General features: G+C 64.0%; 19 protein-coding genes. 7 read left to right on the top strand and 12 right to left on the bottom strand.

Annotated features, from left to right (window positions below; translation table 11 throughout):
- Nucleotides 1-111: 111 nt before the first annotated feature.
- The 7 genes from QD280_RS13915 to radC all read right to left on the bottom strand — a co-directional run bounded on the left by QD280_RS13915 (nucleotide 112) and on the right by radC (nucleotide 5,039).
- Nucleotides 112-618 (bottom strand): thioesterase family protein, encoded by a 507-nt coding sequence (locus QD280_RS13915; RefSeq protein ID WP_279839741.1) that lies wholly within the window; start codon nucleotides 616-618, stop codon nucleotides 112-114.
- Nucleotides 615-971: a DUF2007 domain-containing protein gene (locus QD280_RS13910; RefSeq protein WP_279839739.1), complete on the bottom strand. Its 357-nt coding sequence runs from the start codon at nucleotides 969-971 to the stop codon at nucleotides 615-617. Before QD280_RS13910 ends, QD280_RS13915 begins: the two co-directional genes overlap by 4 nt.
- A 174-nt stretch (nucleotides 972-1,145) precedes the next feature.
- Nucleotides 1,146-2,336 carry a class I SAM-dependent rRNA methyltransferase gene (locus QD280_RS13905; RefSeq protein ID WP_279839737.1) on the bottom strand — a complete coding sequence of 397 codons (1,191 nt, stop codon included), beginning with the start codon at nucleotides 2,334-2,336 and terminating at the stop codon, nucleotides 1,146-1,148.
- Nucleotides 2,337-2,466: 130 nt separating this feature from the next.
- Nucleotides 2,467-3,282: a bifunctional DNA-formamidopyrimidine glycosylase/DNA-(apurinic or apyrimidinic site) lyase gene (gene mutM, locus QD280_RS13900; RefSeq protein WP_279839735.1), complete on the bottom strand. Its 816-nt coding sequence runs from the start codon at nucleotides 3,280-3,282 to the stop codon at nucleotides 2,467-2,469.
- 156 nt (nucleotides 3,283-3,438) lie between these two features.
- Nucleotides 3,439-3,594 (bottom strand): 50S ribosomal protein L33, encoded by a 156-nt coding sequence (gene rpmG / locus QD280_RS13895; RefSeq protein WP_016417370.1) that lies wholly within the window; start codon nucleotides 3,592-3,594, stop codon nucleotides 3,439-3,441.
- Nucleotides 3,595-3,686: 92 nt separating this feature from the next.
- Nucleotides 3,687-3,923: a 50S ribosomal protein L28 gene (gene rpmB, locus QD280_RS13890; protein WP_043336270.1), complete on the bottom strand. Its 237-nt coding sequence runs from the start codon at nucleotides 3,921-3,923 to the stop codon at nucleotides 3,687-3,689.
- A gap of 441 nt (nucleotides 3,924-4,364) precedes the next feature.
- Nucleotides 4,365-5,039, bottom strand: coding sequence for a DNA repair protein RadC (radC, locus tag QD280_RS13885; protein ID WP_279839733.1), 675 nt, complete (start codon nucleotides 5,037-5,039; stop codon nucleotides 4,365-4,367).
- Nucleotides 5,040-5,339: 300 nt separating this feature from the next.
- Here radC and coaBC point away from each other — a divergent pair, with 300 nt between their 5' ends.
- The 5 genes from coaBC to slmA all read left to right on the top strand — a co-directional run bounded on the left by coaBC (nucleotide 5,340) and on the right by slmA (nucleotide 10,577).
- Complete coding sequence (gene coaBC / locus QD280_RS13880) at nucleotides 5,340-6,689, top strand: bifunctional phosphopantothenoylcysteine decarboxylase/phosphopantothenate--cysteine ligase CoaBC (RefSeq protein WP_279839731.1); 1,350 nt, start codon at nucleotides 5,340-5,342, stop codon at nucleotides 6,687-6,689.
- Entirely contained in the window at nucleotides 6,690-7,148 is a 459-nt protein-coding gene (dut, locus tag QD280_RS13875; RefSeq protein WP_043336274.1) for a dUTP diphosphatase, read from the top strand.
- 171 nt (nucleotides 7,149-7,319) lie between these two features.
- Complete coding sequence (locus QD280_RS13870; protein WP_054556539.1) at nucleotides 7,320-8,702, top strand: phosphomannomutase/phosphoglucomutase; 1,383 nt, start codon at nucleotides 7,320-7,322, stop codon at nucleotides 8,700-8,702.
- 227 nt (nucleotides 8,703-8,929) lie between these two features.
- Nucleotides 8,930-9,847 carry an acetylglutamate kinase gene (gene argB, locus QD280_RS13865; protein WP_043336279.1) on the top strand — a complete coding sequence of 306 codons (918 nt, stop codon included), beginning with the start codon at nucleotides 8,930-8,932 and terminating at the stop codon, nucleotides 9,845-9,847.
- Between the two features lie 112 nt (nucleotides 9,848-9,959).
- Nucleotides 9,960-10,577, top strand: a complete 618-nt coding sequence (gene slmA / locus QD280_RS13860) for a nucleoid occlusion factor SlmA (RefSeq protein ID WP_043336281.1) — start codon at nucleotides 9,960-9,962, stop codon at nucleotides 10,575-10,577.
- A gap of 137 nt (nucleotides 10,578-10,714) precedes the next feature.
- On the opposite strand, the gene QD280_RS13855 is transcribed toward slmA, so the two are convergent.
- The 5 genes from QD280_RS13855 to ftsY form a co-directional block, all read right to left on the bottom strand.
- Nucleotides 10,715-13,345, bottom strand: a complete 2,631-nt coding sequence (locus tag QD280_RS13855) for a GGDEF domain-containing phosphodiesterase (protein ID WP_279839729.1) — start codon at nucleotides 13,343-13,345, stop codon at nucleotides 10,715-10,717.
- 195 nt (nucleotides 13,346-13,540) lie between these two features.
- On the bottom strand, nucleotides 13,541-14,416 hold the full coding sequence (rpoH, locus tag QD280_RS13850; protein WP_043336284.1) for an RNA polymerase sigma factor RpoH: 876 nt from the start codon (nucleotides 14,414-14,416) through the stop codon (nucleotides 13,541-13,543).
- A gap of 258 nt (nucleotides 14,417-14,674) precedes the next feature.
- Complete coding sequence (gene ftsX, locus QD280_RS13845) at nucleotides 14,675-15,757, bottom strand: permease-like cell division protein FtsX (protein WP_279839727.1); 1,083 nt, start codon at nucleotides 15,755-15,757, stop codon at nucleotides 14,675-14,677.
- A complete protein-coding gene (gene ftsE, locus QD280_RS13840; protein WP_043336289.1) occupies nucleotides 15,754-16,422 on the bottom strand; it encodes a cell division ATP-binding protein FtsE in 669 nt (222 codons plus the stop codon). Before ftsE ends, ftsX begins: the two co-directional genes overlap by 4 nt.
- Complete coding sequence (gene ftsY / locus QD280_RS13835) at nucleotides 16,419-18,179, bottom strand: signal recognition particle-docking protein FtsY (protein ID WP_279839725.1); 1,761 nt, start codon at nucleotides 18,177-18,179, stop codon at nucleotides 16,419-16,421. The genes ftsE and ftsY overlap by 4 nt, the downstream gene beginning before the upstream one ends.
- Before the next feature lie 106 nt (nucleotides 18,180-18,285).
- On the opposite strand from ftsY, the gene rsmD reads away from it, so the two are divergent.
- Nucleotides 18,286-18,960, top strand: coding sequence for a 16S rRNA (guanine(966)-N(2))-methyltransferase RsmD (rsmD, locus tag QD280_RS13830; RefSeq protein ID WP_279839723.1), 675 nt, complete (start codon nucleotides 18,286-18,288; stop codon nucleotides 18,958-18,960).
- Between the two features lie 182 nt (nucleotides 18,961-19,142).
- Nucleotides 19,143-19,403 (top strand): cell division protein ZapB, encoded by a 261-nt coding sequence (locus QD280_RS13825; protein ID WP_054556544.1) that lies wholly within the window; start codon nucleotides 19,143-19,145, stop codon nucleotides 19,401-19,403.
- Nucleotides 19,404-19,488: the final 85 nt, after the last annotated feature.

Genomic DNA, 19,488 nt, shown 5'->3' with positions numbered 1-19,488 from the left:
TGACGTCATCACGACGCCTGCTACAAGCACAGCAGACTCGTCAGCGTCTCGCCAATCAGATACCAGCAAGATTCACCAAAACACGCCAATGATGCAGTGGAATGCGAGGAATCATCGCTGACTGGCAGTTTCCTCACTCACCAGCGCCGCCGAATAGCATTCACGATAGGCGCCGGGCATGCGCCGGGCCCGTCCACTCGAGAGCTCGATGCAGACAAAGCGCGTGCGCGCCTCCAGCAGCGTCTGGCCATCCGAGCACCGGCGCAGCTGGAAGCGACGCGTCAGACTCAGGCGACCATCGCAATCCACCAGCCAGGCCGCCAGCATCAGTGAATCGCCAAGTCGCGCACTGGCCAGATAGTCGATCTCGTGACGGTGCACCGCCATGCCGCGGTCCTGCTCACGGTAGTGCGCCAGGCCAAGCCCCAACGCTTCGGAGTGTGCCCAGCTGATGTCCTCCAGCCAGCGCACATACTCGGCATTGTTGACGTGACCATAACCATCCAGCGCCTTCTTCTTCACGCTGATCGGCAACAGGAACGGGCGTGGCAGTGCCCAGCCGGGGGAATCTTGCGTCAACGGCGGCGCGGCGCTCGCCTTCGAGGTGCCTTTGCTCATGCCACGAACTCCGGGTCCTCATCGCGCGGACGCGCCTGTGGTGCGGGCTGCTGCGGCGCGCTTGCCCCACACGCCCAGCACTCGCTGAAGCTGCCCTCGAGATGTTCGCCACAGGCACACTGCCAGTCCGGCAGGGCCGGCGCGGCCTCGATGCTCGCCAGCAGGCGGCGGGCATGCGCAAGGTCATGCTCTGCCACCCACAGCTGGGGCTCGCAGTCGAGCACGGGCAACTCACCCGCGGCCGAGCCGAGCAGGCGATTGCGCAGCTCACAGGGGATACCCTCGCTTTCCAGCAGGTTGCGCCAGTGATCGAGCAGCACGAGATTGTGATGAGATGTCAGTCGTCTATACATGCCGTCAGACTATCAGAGTCCATGAGCCATGGACGATTAGCCAAAAGCGAGCTGAAGTCGATAGGCAAGCCACAGACGACTCACATTCCACAGACGACAACGCCGCCCCGAAGGGCGGCGTTGTCGTCGATACCGGATGGCACAGCCATCAGTCCTGGTAGCCGTCAGGCATCATCAGTCGCGATAGACGCGCACACCGAGGGCCTTGAGGTAGGACGTCTCGGGGATCGACGGGTGCACCGGGTGGTCACTGGCCTGATGGCCCTGGAAGATGACCTGACCGTGGCGGTCCTGGTGACGCACGGCGCCACGCACCACATCCATCAGGCGCTCCGGCGCCAGATGCATGGAGCAGGAGCCGGACATCAGCAGGCCGTCACGGCCCAGCAGGCGCATGGCTTCACGGTTGAGGCGTGCATAGGCGCGCTCACCGTTGGTGATGTCCTTGCGCTTGCGGATGAAGGCGGGCGGATCCGCGATGATGACGTCGAACTGCTCGCCTTCCGCACGCAGAGCCGAGAGGGCCTCGAAGACATCCGATTCCGCGATGGAGACGCGGTCCTCGACACCGTTGAGCGCGGCGTTGCCCGAGACGCGCTCGAGTGCCGCGCCGGAAGCATCGACACACAGCACTTCGCTGGCGCCATGCGCCGCCGCCTGCACGCCCCAGCCACCGACGTAGCTGAACAGGTCCAGCACGCGCTTGCCTTCGACCTGACGGTTCAACCAGGCACGGTTGGCGCGGTGGTCGTAGAACCAGCCGGTCTTCTGGCCGTCGAGCACCGGCGCCGTGAACTGGACACCGTTCTCTTCCAGCAGCACGCTTTCCGGCAGCTCGCCGTAGACGACTTCGACGTTGCGCTCGAGCTGTTCCTGACGGCGACCGCTGGAATCGTTCTTGAACACGATGGCTGACGGCTTGACGACCTTGAGCAGTGCATCGACGATCACTTCCGCCAGACGCTCCATGCCGAAGGTGTTGAGCTGACAGACCAGCACGTCGCCGAAGCGATCGACGATCAGGCCCGGCAGCAGGTCGCCTTCGCCGTGGACCAGACGATAGAACGGCTTGTCATAGAGGCTCTCGCGCAGCGACAGCGCCTGGTTGAAGCGGTGCACCAGCAGCGAGCGATCCAGACGCTGTTCCGGGTTGCGCGACACGATGCGCGCGCAGATCAGCGAGTTCGGGTTGACATAGGCAACACCCATCGCACGACCATTGCTGGCCTCGATGATGGCCTGGGCACCCGGCTCGAAGTTCTTGAGCGGCGTCGCGACGGTATCGACTTCATTGGAGTACAGCCACAGATGGCCGGCCTTGAGGCGGCGATCAGCATTCTTCTTCAGGCGCAGACGTTCAGTCACGGGAAATATCCAGAAAGCAGAGGAAGGGACAGGACGACGACAGGACGCGCCCGAACGGGCCTATTCTAGTCGTCATGGCGGCCCCGGTCACGGAGCCCCCGGTCAAGCAGTGGTCTGATGCGGCTCGCCGCTAGCGCTGACAATACGGGCAGAAGCAGCTGGCGCGCTGGCCCAGCACCAGACTCATGATCTCGTGGCCGCATTCGCGGCATGGCTCGCCACCCCGCCCGTAGACGTTGAGGCTCTGCGCGAAGTAGCCCGGCTTGCCATCTCCGCCGACGAAGTCACGCAGCGTGGTGCCGCCCTGGGCGATCGCCGCGGCCAGCACGCTGCTGGCGGCGTTGGCGAGGCGCTCGCACTCCTCGCGCGTCACTTCACCGGCAGGACGGCGCGGGTTGACACCCGCCATGAACAGCGCCTCGCTGGCGTAGATATTGCCCACGCCCACCACATTGGCGTTGTCCATCAGAAACGGCTTGATCGCCACGCGGCGCTTGCGGGAGCGCGCAAAGAGGTGCTCGCCATTGAAGGCATCAGACAACGGCTCCGGCCCGAGTCGCGCCAGGCGCGTATCGGCATGCGGGTCACCGCGCACGAAGTCGACGAAGCCGAAGCGACGTGGATCGTGATAGCGCAGCACATGGCCGTTGCCGAGCACGACATCGACATGATCATGCGTACGTGGCGGTGTGCCGATGGGCACCAGTCTGAGGCTACCGGACATGCCCAGGTGCCAGAGCAGATGGCCATCGGCAATCGGCAACAGCAGGTACTTGGCGCGACGCGCAAGCGTGCCGAAACGCTGACCCACCAGCCACTCGGCGAGCTCGCCGGGCACGGGGGTGCGCAGACGCGGCTGACGCACGATCACCTCGGTGACCTCCTGGCCCTCGACCAGCGGCGCGATACCGCGACGGGTCGTCTCGACTTCCGGTAATTCGGGCATGTTCTCTCCTCGACTGACCGCCAGACGCACAACAGGGTGACGACAGAAGCCGCCACCCTGTTGCAGGATGCCCAGAACAGCGACATCCAGATACTCGAAAACCCGGTCAGGACCGGGTTTTCGAGGGTTCCGACAGCACGCTGGCGGGAGACAAGATCACTTGATCTTGGCTTCCTTGTACATCACGTGCTTGCGAACGACCGGATCGTACTTCTTGAATTCAAGCTTGTCCGGAGTGTTACGCTTGTTCTTGTCGGTGGTGTAGAAGTGGCCAGTACCGGCACTTGACACCAACTTGATCTTGTCACGCATTTTCAGTTTCCTTCCACAGTCGCATTCACCGAACGATTGAGAGCGTTGCCCTCGGCTCGGTTGCCATTGCTACAGGGGCTGTCTTCTAGTGTTTAGAAGCGCTCGCCACGTGCAGTGAGGTCCTTGAGGACTTCGTCGATACCCTTCTTGTCGATGATGCGCATGCCCTTGGTAGAGACGCGCAGCTTGACGAAGCGCTGCTGGGATTCAACCCAGAAACGGTGGGTGTGCAGGTTCGGCAGGAACCGGCGACGAGTCTTGCGCTGGGAGTGAGAAACATTGTTACCAGTCACCGGGCGCTTGCCGGTAACCTGACATACTTTGGACATTGGAGCCTCCAACCGCTGCGTTGGCTAAGTTGTTCAAAACCTGTCGGGCAAACCGGAAGTGGCAGGCGCCGCCTCATGCCCTGATTTCAAAGTGTTTACGTCCGTTCCGGAAGACAAGCTTTCGGGTGCTGGAACGTGCAGGCGCAGCATTTTACCCGAAGAGGAACGTGAAAGCACGTCCTATACGGATTTTTTTCGCCAGCACGCCCATGCCCGACGTGTCACATCGGTACAGACGCTTCTCAGCCAAACGCTTCACTCAGCCAATGTCGGCCAGAGTGGTCGCGAATTCTGTGGTGGGTGATACGGGAGGCGCAACATTACCACAACCAGTGCCCTGGTTTGCAATCCCTGCGCATTTCTCACGCCAGCGGCGACCGCATCTGGCGGGGGCTGTACCGTCATCGAGCACTCAGCGGCTCAGCCTCCTCGACACCCCAACTAGAGCAAGCCGCGCTCGGCAAACGAAACCACCTCGCCGTCTCCGACCACGAAGTGATCCAGCACGCGAATATCGAAAAGCCCCAGCGCCTCTTCCAGGCGCTGCGTGATGCGCCGGTCGGCCTCACTGGGCTCCGCGACGCCAGAGGGATGGTTGTGGGCCAGAATCAGGGCGCCGGCATTGAGCGCCAGTGCCCGCTTGACCACCTCGCGCGGGTAGACGGCGGCGGCATCCAGCGTGCCGGTGAAGAGTGTCTCGAAGCGGATGACGCGATGCTGGCTGTCGAGAAACAGCGCGGCGAACACTTCATGCGGCAGGTCGCGCAGATGCGAGGACAGATAGCGCCGCACCAGCAGGGGCGACGTCAGGGCGGCCCCGCGCATCAACAGGCTCTCCAAATGGCGACGCGACAGCTCAAGCGAAGCCTGCAGCTGCACGTACTTGGCATCACCCAGTCCGCGCGCCGCGCAGAAGTCCTGCTGGGTCGCCTCCAGCAGCGGCCTGAGACCGCCGAAGGTGCTCAGCAGGTCGCGCGCCAGATCCACCGCCGAGCGTCCTTTTATGCCTACGCGCAGAAAGATGGCCAGCAGCTCGGCATCTGACAAGGCCCCTGCCCCTGACGACAACAGCTTCTCGCGCGGACGCTCCCCGACCGGCCACTCTCGAATCCCCATGCACTCTTCTCCCATCGCCTGTCGCCCCGAATGGCTGACAGTCCAAAGCATGAGAAGCGTGGTCAGATGCCGCCTCTTTCGCCATTGTGAGTATCAACGCTTGTCGCCCCGAGGGCCTGCGTCTGGCCCCTGCATGCCACTCGAGAGGAGCCCCCGCCCCATGAAGCGAGCGCTCGCAGGGACCATGGCGACACTCGGCGTCGCGGGCCAGCGGCGCTACGCAAGGTTGCATCACGGTGATATGGTAGAGGGCAAACGCGCGAGCGTAGCAATCGACGCATCAGGGACGCAGGACACACCATGCATTCACTCGCCGGACGGCGCATTCTGCTGGGCATCAGTGGCGGCATCGCGGCCTACAAGGCCGCTCTGATCACCCGCCTGTTGAAAAAGGCGGGCTGTGAAGTGCGCATCGCCATGACCGAAGGGGCTCAAGCCTTCATTACACCGCTGACCCTACAGGCGTTGTCGGGCAATCCGGTGCACACCTCCCTGCTGGACCCCGAGGCCGAGGCCGGCATGGGGCATATCGAGCTGGCACGCTGGGCGGAGGTCATCCTGATCGCGCCTGCCACCGCCGATCTGATGGCCCGCCTGGTGCATGGCCATGCCGATGATCTGCTCACTACCCTGTGCCTGGCCAACAGCGCGCGCTGGGTGATGGCCCCGGCGATGAATCAGGCCATGTGGGCGCACCCCGCCACCCAGCGCAACGCCCGCCAGCTCAGTGCCGACGGCTGGACGCTGCTCGGCCCCGCCAGCGGCGAACAGGCCTGTGGCGACGTGGGCGCGGGCCGCATGCTGGAGCCGGAAGAGATCGTCGCGGCGCTGAGCGACCTCATGAGCCAGCGTGACCCCAGCCGCCAGGGCAATGAGATGTCGTTGCCAGCCGCAGGCCTGACGGTGACCATCACCGCCGGCCCGACCCGCGAACCGCTGGACCCGGTGCGCTATCTGAGCAATCACAGCTCCGGCAAGATGGGCTATGCGCTGGCCGCCGAGGCTGCGGCGCTGGGCGCCAGCGTGCGCCTGATCAGTGGCCCGGTGGCGCTGACGACGCCGACTGGCGTCGAGCGCATCGATGTCGAATCCGCGCTGGACATGCAGGCCGCCGCCGAGGCAGCCGCCAGCGAGAGCGACCTCTTCATCGGCTGCGCGGCAGTCGCCGACTTCCGCCCGGCCACGGTCGCCGACCACAAGCTCAAGAAGCAGTCGGGCGAGGAGCAGATGCAGGTCACGCTGATCCGCAATCCGGATATCATCGCCGGTATCGCCGCCCAGACGCAGGCACGCCGAGCCGCCGGTCAGCGGGCACCGCTGGTGATCGGCTTCGCCGCCGAGACTCGCGACGTGCTGCGCTATGCACGCGACAAGCTTGCGCGTAAACAGCTCGACATGATCGTCGCCAATGATGTGAGCACGCCGGGCCTTGGCTTCGGCAGTGACAGCAATGCCGCCACCCTGCTGTGGCAGCCGCTCGATCAGAACACGAACACGCAACACGAACAGGCCATCGCGGCCTGTCCCAAGACGGAACTGGCGCGCGCGATTCTGAAGCGCGCCCTGGCACTCCATCAGCACAGGGTCAGCCTCGACCCTGCCATCCAGACCGTTACACCGACTGTCACCGACGATCAGGAAGCACCTTAGATGACCCGCCCCCGGCTCGAACTCAAGATTCTCGACGAGCGCGTTCGCGATTACCCGCTGCCGCATCACGCCACTCCCGGCAGCGCCGGCATGGACCTGCGCGCACTGCTCGACGCGCCGCTGACCCTGGCGCCGGGCGCCTGTGAGCTGGTGCGCACCGGGCTGGCGATCCATATCGCCGACCCCGCACTGGCCGGCATGATCCTGCCGCGCTCCGGTCTGGGGCACAAACACGGCATCGTGCTGGGCAATCTGGTCGGCCTGATCGACTCCGACTACCAGGGCGAACTGATGATCTCGGTCTGGAACCGCGGCGAGAGCGAGTTCGTGCTGGAACCCGGCGAGCGTCTGGCACAGTACGTGCTAGTGCCAGTGGTACAGGCGGAGCTGGTGGAAGTCTCTGAATTCGAGGCCAGCCAGCGCGGCGAAGGCGGCTTCGGCCACTCCGGTCGCCACTGATTGACCCGTCATGCCAGAGGGCAGCCGAGCGGCAGGCTCGCGCCGGCTGCCGGGCTTCCGGTCACAAGGAAGCCATGCAGATTTCCACACTGATCGTCATGCAGCGATAGCGTTCGAGACGCATGACGCCTCAAGCGACTTCACGATTGATTCAACCGACAGGGATGCACCATGAGTCAGGTACCCGCTTCAATTTTCCGCGCCTACGATATCCGTGGCATCGTGGATGAGACCCTCACCGAAGACGGCGTGCGCGCCATCGGCCAATCCATCGGCAGCGAAGCCGCGGCACGCGGTGAATCCACCGTCGTGGTCGCGCGTGACGGCCGTCTCTCCGGCCCGCGCCTGTCCAAGGCGCTGATCGCGGGCCTGCGCGATGCCGGCCGTGATGTCGTCGACATCGGCATGGTGCCGACACCGGTGCTCTACTACGCCACCAATATCCTGGAAGGCACCCGCTCCGGCGTAATGCTGACCGGCAGCCACAACCCGGCCAACTACAACGGTCTGAAGATCGTGCTGGCCGGCGAGACCCTGTCTGGTGACACCATCACCGATCTCTATCGTCGCCTGCAGGAAGGCGATCTGGCGCAAGGTGAAGGCAGCCTGCGTGAAGAGGACGTGCGCGAGCGCTATCTGGAGCAGATCACCGGTGATGTGGTCGTCAAGCGTCCGCTCAAGGCTGTGGTCGATTGCGGCAACGGCGTGGCTGGTGAGCTGGGCCCGGAGCTGATCCGTCGCCTGGGCGTCGACACCGTGCCGCTGTTCGACGAGATCGACGGCAACTTCCCGAATCACCACCCGGACCCGGGCAAGCCGGAAAACCTGCAGGACCTGATCAAGACCATGCAGGAAACCGGCGCGGACATCGGTCTGGCCTTTGATGGTGACGGCGACCGCCTCGGCGTCGTGACGCCCAAGGGCGAGATCCTCTACCCGGACCGCCTGATGATGGCGCTGTCGGAAGACCTGATCGAACGCGTGCCGGGCGCGCGCATCATCTTCGACGTCAAGTGCACCGGCAACCTGGCGACCGTGATCGAGAAGGCCGGCGGCACGCCGGAAATGTGGCGCACCGGCCACTCGCTGATCAAGGCACGCATGAAGGAAACCGGCGCGGCACTGGCCGGCGAGATGAGCGGCCACATCTTCTTCAAGGAGCGCTGGTTCGGCTTCGATGACGGCATCTACGGCGCTGCGCGCCTGCTGGAAATCCTCGCCAAGCAGGATGTCGATGCCGACACCTTCTTCGCCCGCTTCCCGCAGGACCTCGGCACCCCCGAGATCAATGTGGAAGTGACCGACGAGAACAAGTTCGCTATCGTCGAGCGACTGGCCAGTGAAGGCGACTTCGGCAGCGACGGCGTCAAGACCACGCTGGACGGCATTCGTGTCGACTACGCCGATGGCTGGGGCCTGTGCCGTGCCTCCAACACCACGCCGATGCTGGTGCTGCGCTTCGAAGGCAAGTCGGAAGCCGCACTGGAGCGTATCAAGGACAGCTTCCGCGCCGCGCTGAAGCAGGCCGAGCCGAGTATCCAGGCACCGTTCTGATCCCTCGCTCGCCATCGACAGGATGGCATGAGCCGCAACGGGGGCGGCGGTCTGCCGCTTGATCGCCGCCCTCGCCTTGCCAGGCACTGCAGCCGCTCATCCGGGCGCATCAGGTGCCTGAAGCAACCGATTTGCATGACAGCGCGCACCGCGCGTGCTGAAAGACCGTTTCGAGTGACAGTGTCCGGACTCTCTTTCCGGACCATTTTCTGTGGAGTGATACGCTGATGAGCCACGCCAACCGCGACCCGCATCAGGTGGTCGAGGTCCTGTCCGAAGCCCTGCCCTATATCCAGCAGTTCTCGGGCAAGACCGTGGTGGTCAAGTACGGCGGCAACGCCATGACCGAAGAAGCCTTGATCGACTCCTTCGCTCGCGACATGGTGTTGATGAAGGAAGTCGGCATCAATCCGGTGGTCGTGCATGGCGGCGGCCCGCAGATCGGCGCGCTGCTCGAGAAGCTGAACATCGAATCGCGCTTCGTCGATGGCATGCGCGTCACGGATTCCGAGACCATGGACGTGGTCGAGATGGTGCTGGGCGGCCTGGTCAACAAGGGCATCGTCAACCTGATCAACCAGAGTGGCGGCAAGGCCATCGGCCTGACCGGCAAGGACAGCGGCCAGATTCGCGCTCGCCAGCTCAAGGTCAGCGGCCAGACGCCGGGCATGAATGCCTCTGAAATCATCGACATTGGTCATGTCGGTGAAGTCGAGCATGTCTCCACGGACCTGATCGAACTGCTGACACGCAACGATTTCATTCCCGTCATCGCACCCATCGGGGTCGATGCCGAGGGTCGCAGCTACAATATCAATGCCGACCTGGTCGCCGGCAAGGTCGCCGAGGCACTGGGCGCGGAGAAATTGATGCTGCTGACCAACGTGGCTGGCCTGATGAACGCACAAGGCGAAGTCATGACCGGCCTGACCACCGAGGCGGTGGATGGCCTGATCGAGGATGGCACCATCTACGGTGGCATGCTGCCCAAGATCAGCTGTGCATTGGACGCCGTGAAGCAAGGCGTGCGCAGTGCTCACATCATCGATGGCCGCGTGCCACATGCGACCCTGCTGGAAATCTTCACCAATGCCGGGGTCGGCACGTTGATCAGCAACGCGGAAGCGGACACTGACAAGGCGTAAGGTGACAAGCCGGGGCTCGGCCCCGGTGTTTCGCGCGAGGCAAGCGACATGCCTCAGGACACGGACCCGCCCGTAGCACACTGCTGCAGGCCGCGATAAACGACAAGATTCCATGACGCAGGCGAATCCAAAACAATCACGTCGCGAACAGATCCTCCAGGCACTCGCTCTGATGCTGGAAGAGGACAGCGGCAAACGCATCACGACTGCAGCACTGGCACGACAGGTCGGTGTCTCGGAGGCGGCGCTCTATCGTCACTTCCCCAGCAAGGCACGCATGTTCGAAGGACTGATCGAATTCATCGAGAGCACGCTGTTCGAGCGTATCGCGCTGATCATTCAGGACAACGACACTGCGCATGCCAGGGTGCATCACATCCTGAGCCTGCTGCTGGGCTTTGCCGAGAAGAACCCGGGGCTGTGTCGCCTCCTCAATGGTGATGCTCTCACCGGCGAGACGGCACGCCTGCGCACGCGCATGGCGCAGCTGTTCGAGCGTCTCGAGACGCAGATCAAGCAGGTACTGCGCGAAGCCGAGCCTCGCGAGGGACTGCGGCCGGCCATCACCGTCACGGCAGCGGCCAATCTGCTGCTGGCGTGTGCGGAAGGCCGTATCGGCCAGTACGTGCGCAGCGACTATCGCAAGCGCCCGACCGAGCACTGGGAAGACCAGTGGCAGCTGCTGAGCCGCGACCTGCTGCTGAGCAGTCAGGAGCGCATTGCCGTCTGAGGGGCTTGCCCCGCGCGCATGCGCCGCACCAAGACGAACGCCCCGCCTGCAGTCATTGCAGGCGGGGCGTTCTTTTTGGGTCAGGCCTTCTCATGTCACCACCGGATGGGGTGGGGTCGGACTGCATGGGCGGCACCTCAGGCGTTGACGCTGAAGCGCTCCAGTATGGCCTCGGCGGACATCGGCCGCGCCAGCAGGTAGCCCTGATAGGTGTCGCAGCCCAGTCGCTTGAGCTCCTCGAACTGCACGTCCGTCTCGACTCCCTCGGCGACGATCTCATGGCCCAACGAGTGCCCCAGGCTGATCACGGCACCGACCAGCTGGATGGCCTGCTGATTGGGACAGCGGATACCGCCGTCAGAGCCGGCGACCGCATCCATCTTCATCACGAAACTGCGGTCGACCTTGAGCACATCCAGCGGCAGGGATGACAGATAGGACAGCGACGAATAGCCCTGCCCGAAGTCATCCAGCGCCACACGCACGCCCAGCTCGCGCAGCGCGCCGAGCACGGCAAGCCCCCCTTCCATGTCCTGGATCAGCAGCGTCTCGGTCACCTCGACTTCCAGCCGCGTCGGCGACAGCTTCTGGCTTTCCAGCACGCCGAAGACTTCATTCTCGTAGCCCGAGGTAAGCTGGCGCGCCGACAGATTGACCGCCATGCGCGGCATGTGAAGGCCGGCCTCCTGCCAGCGCACCATCTGGGCACAGGCTTCCTCGAGCACGAACCGTCCGAGGCGGAAGATCAGACCGGTCTCTTCGGCCAGCGGAATGAACTGGGCCGGCGAGATCATGCCCAGCTCCGGATGCTGCCAGCGCAGCAGCGCCTCGACACCCTGCAGCTCGCCGTGGCTATCCAGCTGCGGCTGGTAATGCAGATAGAGCTGCTCGCTGCCGATGGCCTGACGCAGGTCCTGCTCCAGCGTCATGCGCGAGGCGACGTGCTTGTCCAGCGACGACTCCCAGCGCAGCGCGTGATCGCCGCGCGACTTGGCGTGATAGAGCGCCACATCGGCATTCAGCATCAGCGCCTGGGCATCGCCATTGGTCTCGGACAGCACATAGCCTGCCGTCAGACTGATGATCAGCGGGCGACCCAGAATCGTGAAGGGACGCTCGACCTTCTGCTGGATCTCCTCCACTACCTGCGCCGGATCATCGTTGCCATGCGGCAGATAGAGGCCGAACTCATCGGCCCCCAGACGCGCCACCAGACCGCCCGGCGGCAGCAGACGGCGCAGACGCTCGCCGACCGCAACCAGCAGCTGGTCACCGGCTTCATGGCCCAGACCATCATTGACGGTCGAGAAACGGTCGATATCGGCGTAGATCATCAAGCCACCCGCCGCGACGCGCTCGTCGGCCGCCGCCATGAAGGCCTTGCGGTTATAGAGCCCCGTCAGGGCGTCATGACGCGCCAGGAAATCGAGCTGACGCTCGGATTCCTTGTGCGCACTGATGTCGAGCAGCAGGCCTTCCCAGTAGCGCACGCCATCCTCGCCCTCGATCATCACGCTGCGGTCCAGCACCCAACGCTCATGGTCAGCGATGATGCGGAAGACCTGCTCATGGCGCATCTGCGCGCACATCGCCCAGTGGCGGGCGGCGCTGACGGATTGACGGTCTTCCTGATGGATCAGCTCGGTCAGGGTGATGCCGGCGCCGACCAGTGATTCGGCCGAGCGACCGAACAGCTCGGCCGAGCCGTTGCTGATGAAGGTCAGCACTCCGGTGTTGACCTCGATGCGATACACCACGCCCGGCAGGTTATCCATCAGCGTCACCAGGGTGCGAGAACGCGCCGTCATCGACTCGAGCGCGCCCTCCAGCTCATCGTGGCGCTCAGCGCGCTTGCGCTCGGCGCGCGCCACCACGACCACCAGCACGACCAGGAAGATGCCGCCGAGCAGCATGCCGAACCAGATACGGTTCCACCACAGCCACCACAGACTGGAGAGCGGCTGACTCACGACGCTGAACAGCTTGAGCGGTGCGATATAGCTGCCCGCCGCCATGCGCGGCTGGCCGTCGAAGCCCGGCACATGATAGCGGCGCACACCACGCTCGGAGATGTACTTGCCCATGTTGGCCATCGAGGACAGCGGCAGCTTGCCGGTCACGCCCAGCGCATGCTCCTGAGGGCTCGAGAACAGCAGCAGACCGTTGGTGGAGAACAGGCGCAGGCGCTGCCCATCATCGGAATTCGGGTTGGCCAGCAGGCTGCGTGACTCGGAGAAGTCCAGGCAGCCGATCATCAGCCAGGACATGCCTTCGATATCCATGTGGCGATAGAACGGCAAGCCCGGCTGACCGGATGCCAGAGGCAGTGCGGAGCCGAACAGCAAGCTGCTACGCCCGGGCAGCGCCTGGGCTTCCGGCTGGGTCAGCTGCCAGCTGCAACTGCGCCCCACGCCGATCTGACGCAGGCTGCTGCCGCGGTAATCGGCAAACGGCACCACCATCAGCGAGACCAGAGAGGGATGACGGCCCAGCGCGCTATCCAGCGAGCCACGCCACAGCTCCTTGCCTTCGCTGCTCAACACGCGCTCCAGCACCATCATCTCGCGCGAGACATTGGCGATCAGCTGCTCGGTGGAGATATGCAGCTGGGTATCCAGCAGCTCCAGGCGACGCATTTCCTGTTCACGCACATCAAACCATTGGCTGGCCAGAAACAGGCCACCCAATACCACCATCAGGGCTGCATTGAGCCCAAAGATTCGCCACAGCGAATGTGTGCCATTGACGTGCGAGGAGGTCGGGTCCACGGGGTCACCAGTAGAAATGTTTCATGTCTTAGTGTGACAGAATGAAACATTGTGTTGCAGTGTTCAACCAATAACGACGGATTCCTCGGGATCCACTCTCCCTCAACGAAAATGCCCCGCCGGGAAACCCGGCGGGGCATTTTCACGTGACAGCGAGCCTGAAAATCGCGGGCTCATGTCATGGGGTCATCAAGCTCAGGCAGCGAAGCCTTCGCTCATGTCACCCATCGATTCACGCAGCTTCTTCATCGCGTTCTTCTCGAGCTGACGGATACGCTCGGCAGAGACGCCATAGATGTCGGCAAGCTCGTGCAGAGTCGACTTGTTGTCACTCAGCCAGCGCTGCTGGAGGATGTCGCGTGAGCGCTCATCCAGTGCCGCCAGCGCCTTGAGCAGACGACCGTGGGAGTCGTCTTCCAGGTCCTGCTGTTCCACCTGGGCAGCCGGATCGAGGCTGTGATCTTCCAGATAGTTGGCCGGCGCCTGATAGGCAGAGCTCTCGTCATCGCTGGGGCCGGCGTCGAAGCCTGCATCGTGGGCAGAGAGACGGCTTTCCATCTCACGCACCACGGCAGGTTTGACGTCCAGATCGCCCGCGATGGCATCCACTTCATCGTTGTTCAACCAGGCAAGACGCTTCTTGGCGCCACGCAGGTTGAAGAACAGCTTGCGCTGAGCCTTGGTGGTCGCGACCTTCACGATGCGCCAGTTGCGCAGCACGAACTCGTGAATCTCGGCCTTGATCCAATGCACGGCAAAGGAGACGAGGCGTACGCCCTGATGCGGGTCGAAACGCTTGACCGCCTTCATCAGGCCGACGTTACCTTCCTGGATCAGGTCCGCCTGCTGCAAGCCATAGCCGCTGTAGCTGCGCGCGATATGCACGACGAAGCGCAGGTGCGACATGACGAGTCGACGGGCCGACTCCAGATGATTCTCTTCATGCAACCGCAGGGCCAGCTCGTGCTCTTCTTCGGCAGTAAGCACAGCGATACGGTTCACCGACTGAATATAGCCGTTTAGATCTTGACCCGGTGACAGGTGGCCAAGTGGCTGAAGACTGGTGCTCATAGTGCAGATGTCTCCATGGTTGCCTAACACGCATGCAAGTAGTGAGACTGTGAAGGGTGGGACAGGTTCCCGTCAATAGCTGTACATGACGTGTACAATTGTCATGACGAGTAGCACTTCGTAACGCTGTCGGGTGTGTGGTGCGTTTAACCCCCCACCACCCCCCTTCACTGACGCCCGACATGAATGTTGTCGGAACGTAACTTTTGACCTTCCTGGGCAGAAATACTGGCTGAAAACCGCGAAAAATAATCGGAATCAACGCGGAGAAATACTCGCCAGATGACGTCCGACCGCGATCCAGGCCCCTATCCAGCCCAATATTGTACTCGAAAACAGCAGCGTGGCACCCCCTGCAACGCCCAGTGCGGGCAACACATAGTTGCCGCCATAACTTTGTACAAGGGCCGTCACGGGTGCCGCCAGCCAGTTGCCGCCAAGCGCCAGGATTCCGCAGGCCAGCAGCCCTCCTCCCAGACCGTACCAGGCACCGCTGTAGAGGAAGGGACGCCGCACGAAGGCGTGGGTCGCCCCGATCAGCGTCACGACCTCGATTTCCTGGCGGCGACTCTCCACGGACAGGCGGATGGTATTGCCCACCACCAGCAACACGCCCAGCCCGAAGAGTAACGCGAGTCCCAGCGTCACTTTCTGACCCAGCTCACCCAATTGGCGCAGACGCTCGAGCCAGGCCAGATCCAGACGTGCGCTGGCGACACCCGGCTCGCCCTCGAGGCGCGTGGCCAGGGCGCGAACGGACTCCGGCGTGGTGTCCAGCGGCGTGATGACGATACTGGCCGGCAAGGGGTTGTCATCCAGCAGACTCAGCGAGCGCTTGAGGTCCAGCGCCTGGGCGAATTCCTGCATGCCCTCGGCGGCGGTGATCAGACGCACTCCCCCGACACCGGCAGCGTCGCGCAGCGAGTCCGACAGCGTCAGCGCCTGGCTCTCGTCGACCGAGGTCTCGAGATAGAGGGTGAGCTGGGCGCTGTCATTGAGTTCATTGTCGAGCAGGCGCGCGCTGTCCAGTGCCAGCCACAGCGCCGCCGGCAACGTCAGTGCGATGGCGATGGCCAGCATGGTCAGCAGGCTGGCGATGGGCGCGACCAGCAGGCGGCGTGCGCTGTCGCGCGCCATGGCAGCGTGATGACGCAGCCAGCTGCGATAGCGGCTCTCGACCGAGACACGACTGGAGCGCGCACCCTTGCGCGCCGCACGCTCGGCGGCCTCCGGTGATTCAGGCGCCTGCGCGGCGGCCTTGCGGGTACGCGTCTCGGCGCGGAGCTGGCCACGCTCGCGTGAAGTAGAGGGGGAATCGTTGCGGGAACGCGGGGGGCTCATCGGGCATCCTTGTCGGCGATCAGACGACCATCGGACAGCTCCAGCGTGCGATGGTGCAGGCGGGCGATCAGCGCCAGATCGTGACTGGCAATCATCACCGTGGTACCGATGCGATTGAAGTCCTCGAACAGACGCATGATATCGGCGGACAGTGCCGGGTCCAGATTGCCGGTCGGCTCATCGGCCAGCAGCAGCGCGGGCTTGTTGACCACGGCGCGCGCGATGCCGACGCGCTGCTGCTCACCACCGGACAGCTCGATCGGCAGCGCCTTCTCACGATGCAGAAGGCCGACCTTGTCGAGCGCCGCCCGCACCCGCCGCGCCTGTTCACGCGGCGGGACCCCCTGGATCATCAGCGGCAGGGCCACGTTGTGGAAGATGTTGCGGTCGGTCAGCAGCTGGTGGTCTTGGAAGACCACGCCGATCTGGCGGCGGTAATATGGCACCTGGGAGGTATGCAGCCGCCCGATATCATGCCCCGCCACCAGAATGCGCCCCCGCGAGGGGCGCTCGAGGAGCATGATCAGCTTGAGCAACGAGCTCTTGCCGGCACCGGAATGGCCTGTCAGAAAGACCATCTCGCCACGCTCGACCCTGAAGTCGAGCCCGGCCAGTGCATCGAAGCGCCCTCCATAGCGCTTGCCGACATGCTCGAAGGCAATCATGCCTCGCGCGACTCGGCGTTGGCCTCTTCGCTTGCCTCATCGCCAGCACGTGCAAACAGGGCACTGACGAAGTCATCAGCCGCGAAGGGACGCAGGTCATCGACACCTTCCCCGACACCGATATAGCGGATCGGCAGATTGAGCTGCTTGGCCAGCGCGAAGATGATGCCGCCCTTGGCGGTTCCATCCAGCTTGGTCAGCGTCAGGCCAGTGATGTTGACCGCTTCATGGAAGGTGGAGGCCTGTGACAGCGCGTTCTGGCCGGTACCGGCATCCAGCACCAGCATCACCTCGTGGGGCGCGGACACATCCAGCTTGGCCATCACGCGCTGCACCTTCTTGAGCTCTTCCATCAGGTGACTCTTGTTGTGCAGGCGGCCCGCGGTATCGGCGATCAGGATATCGACGTTACGCGCCTTGGCGGCTTCCAGGGCGTCATAGATGACCGAGGCACTGTCGGCGCCGGTATGCTGAGCGATGACCGGCACCTTGTTGCGCTCGCCCCACACCTTGAGCTGCTCCACCGCCGCGGCGCGGAAGGTATCGCCCGCCGCCAGCATCACGCTGCGGCCCTGGCTCTGATAGCGCTTGGCCAGCTTGCCGATGGTGGTGGTCTTGCCGACGCCGTTGACGCCGATCATCAGGATCACGAAGGGACCGCTACCCTTGGGCGGCAGCTCCAGGTCCTTGGCGACCGGTGCCAGCATCACGCGCAGCTCTTCCTGCAGCGCTTCGTAGAGCGCCTGCGGCTCCTTCAATTCCTTGCGCGAGATACGCGCGGTCAGGTTGTCGATGATCTCGGTGGTCGCCTCGATGCCCACGTCTGCCATCAGCAGCTGGGTCTCGAGGTCTTCCATCAGCTCATCATCGATCTGCTTCTTGCCCAGGAACAGGCTGGCGACGCCCTCGGTCAGATTGGCGCGTGTCTTGCCAAGACCGGCCTTGATGCGCGCGAAGAAGCCACGACGCGGCTTTTCCCGACCATCGCGGGCCGTATCACGCGCAGCGTCATCCTCGACCACGGCGTCTGCGCCAGCGGCGGCAGCCTCGGCGGCACGTGCCTCTTCTTCCTGGCGAGCCTGTTCCAGCGCGGCCTGCTCTTCGGCCTCGATGGCGGCCAGCTGCGCGGCGGCCTGACGCTCTTCTTCCTCGCGAGCCGCGATACGCGCCTCTTCGGCACGCGCTTCACTGGCGGCTTCTTCCGCACGGGCCTGAGCGGCCTGTTCGGCAGCGATGCGCTCGGCCTCTGCCTGGGCGGCCTGCTCGGCAGCCAGACGTTCCGCCTCTTCCCGGGCGGCCTTTTCGGCGGCGACGCGTTCTGCAGCGGCCTGCTCCTGGGCGATGCGCTCCGCTTCGTCTCGGGCGGCCTGTTCCTGAGCGGCCTGCTCCTGCGCTGCGCGTTCCTGGGCGATGCGCTCGGCTTCGGCCCTGGCGGCCTGGTCGGCAGCCGCCTGCTCAGAGGCGCGGCGCTCGGCTTCAGCTTCGGCCTTCTGCTCTTCGAGCTTCTGAGCCTCGGCCTGCTGCTCTTCGGCCTTCTGAGCCTCGAGCCGAGCGGCCTCTTCACCGGCAAGGCGCTCTGCCTCTACCTTCTCGGCCTCGAGACGCTTCGCCTCGAGCCGCGCTGCCTGCTCGGCATCGGCTTGCTCGTGGGGCGTGGCGTCTTGTGTCTGTTCAAGAGCCTGTTGCTCGAGGGCCTGCTGCTCGGAGGCTTTCTGCTCCTGAGCCTTGTGTTTCTTGCGCTTGAAAAAACCGAACATGGCGAGACAGTCCTGAACTCGTGAAAGTGGCGTCATCCTACCATCCCTTCGGGGCTGAAGGTACGCACCGCGCGGCATCCGGCGTCGCACATGCTAGACTCGCGGCATGAAAAAACGCGCATCCTCCCAAGGCCCCGCACGGGGCAAATCCAACGCGCCCTCGCGCGCTGACAAGCAGAGCGGCAAGCGTGGCCAGGCCGCCGGCGGGCCAGGTCGCCTGCGCATCATCGGCGGGCGCTTCAAGCGCCGCCTGCTCAACGTGATCGACGCACCGGGCCTGCGCCCGACACCCGACCGCGTGCGTGAGACGCTCTACAACTGGCTGGGCTTTCATGTCGGCGGCGCCCGCGTGCTTGACCTCTATGCCGGCAGTGGCGCACTGGGTCTCGAGGCACTATCGCGTGAGGCGGCGCATGTCACCTTCGTGGAACGCGACAGCCGCGTCGCGCGTGCGCTCGAGAGCAATCTCGCGACCCTCGCCAACGGCGACAGCCTGCCAACACAGGTGGTGACCGGCGATGTCCTGCACTGGCTCGAGACGGCCACACCCGCCGCGGGGGGCATGGACCTGGTGCTGCTCGACCCTCCCTTCCGGCTCGAGCTGGCCGCCGCGAGCTGCGCACTGCTCGAAGCGCATGGCTGGCTGAGCGATGACGCCATGATCTATCTGGAAGTGGAATCCGGCCTCGACCCCGTGGTGCCCGCCAACTGGCAGCTGCACCGGGAAAGCCGTGCCGGCGACAGTCATGGCCGCCTGTATCGGCGCCATCCGCCCGCCTGAGCCACCTTCCCACTTGTGTCGACTCAGGCGGCGTCGTAGTCTGCCTGCAGGCGGGTATCGCTGCGCCATCCGGCAAGGATTCCCGACATGGCCGATATTCATCGCACCAGCATTTACCGCATACCTTTACCGCCCTCAACGAACCCCCTCGGGCCACGACCGTGACTCGACAAGGAGATAGCATGAGCACCGAACTCTTTACCCAACTTGAGCAGAAAGTCGGCCAGGCCATCGACAGCATCGAGATGCTGAAGATGGAAGTCGAAGAGCTGAAGGAAGAGAACCAGCGCCTGACCGAAGCCAAGACAGGTCAGGGCGAAGAGCTGGAGCAGCTGCGCCAGACCAACGCTCAACTGCAGGAAGAGCGTGACCAGTGGGCACAGCGTCTGGAAGCGCTGGTCGCACGCTTCAGCGAGACCGAGAGCGAAACCCAGAGCGCCTGATGCTCCCGCGCGTCCTGCGCGCTGGGCCGCGTGAACATGCACTCTTGAACAATGGCTCTTGAACAGGAGCGCTTGAACAAGAGTT

This window comes from Cobetia sp. 1AS1 (genome assembly GCF_029846435.1).
In the GTDB taxonomy this organism is placed as follows: Bacteria; Pseudomonadota; Gammaproteobacteria; order Pseudomonadales; family Halomonadaceae; genus Cobetia; species Cobetia amphilecti.
Note: the sequence above shows the minus strand (reverse complement) of the source record. Positions and strands in the feature narration are given on the sequence as shown.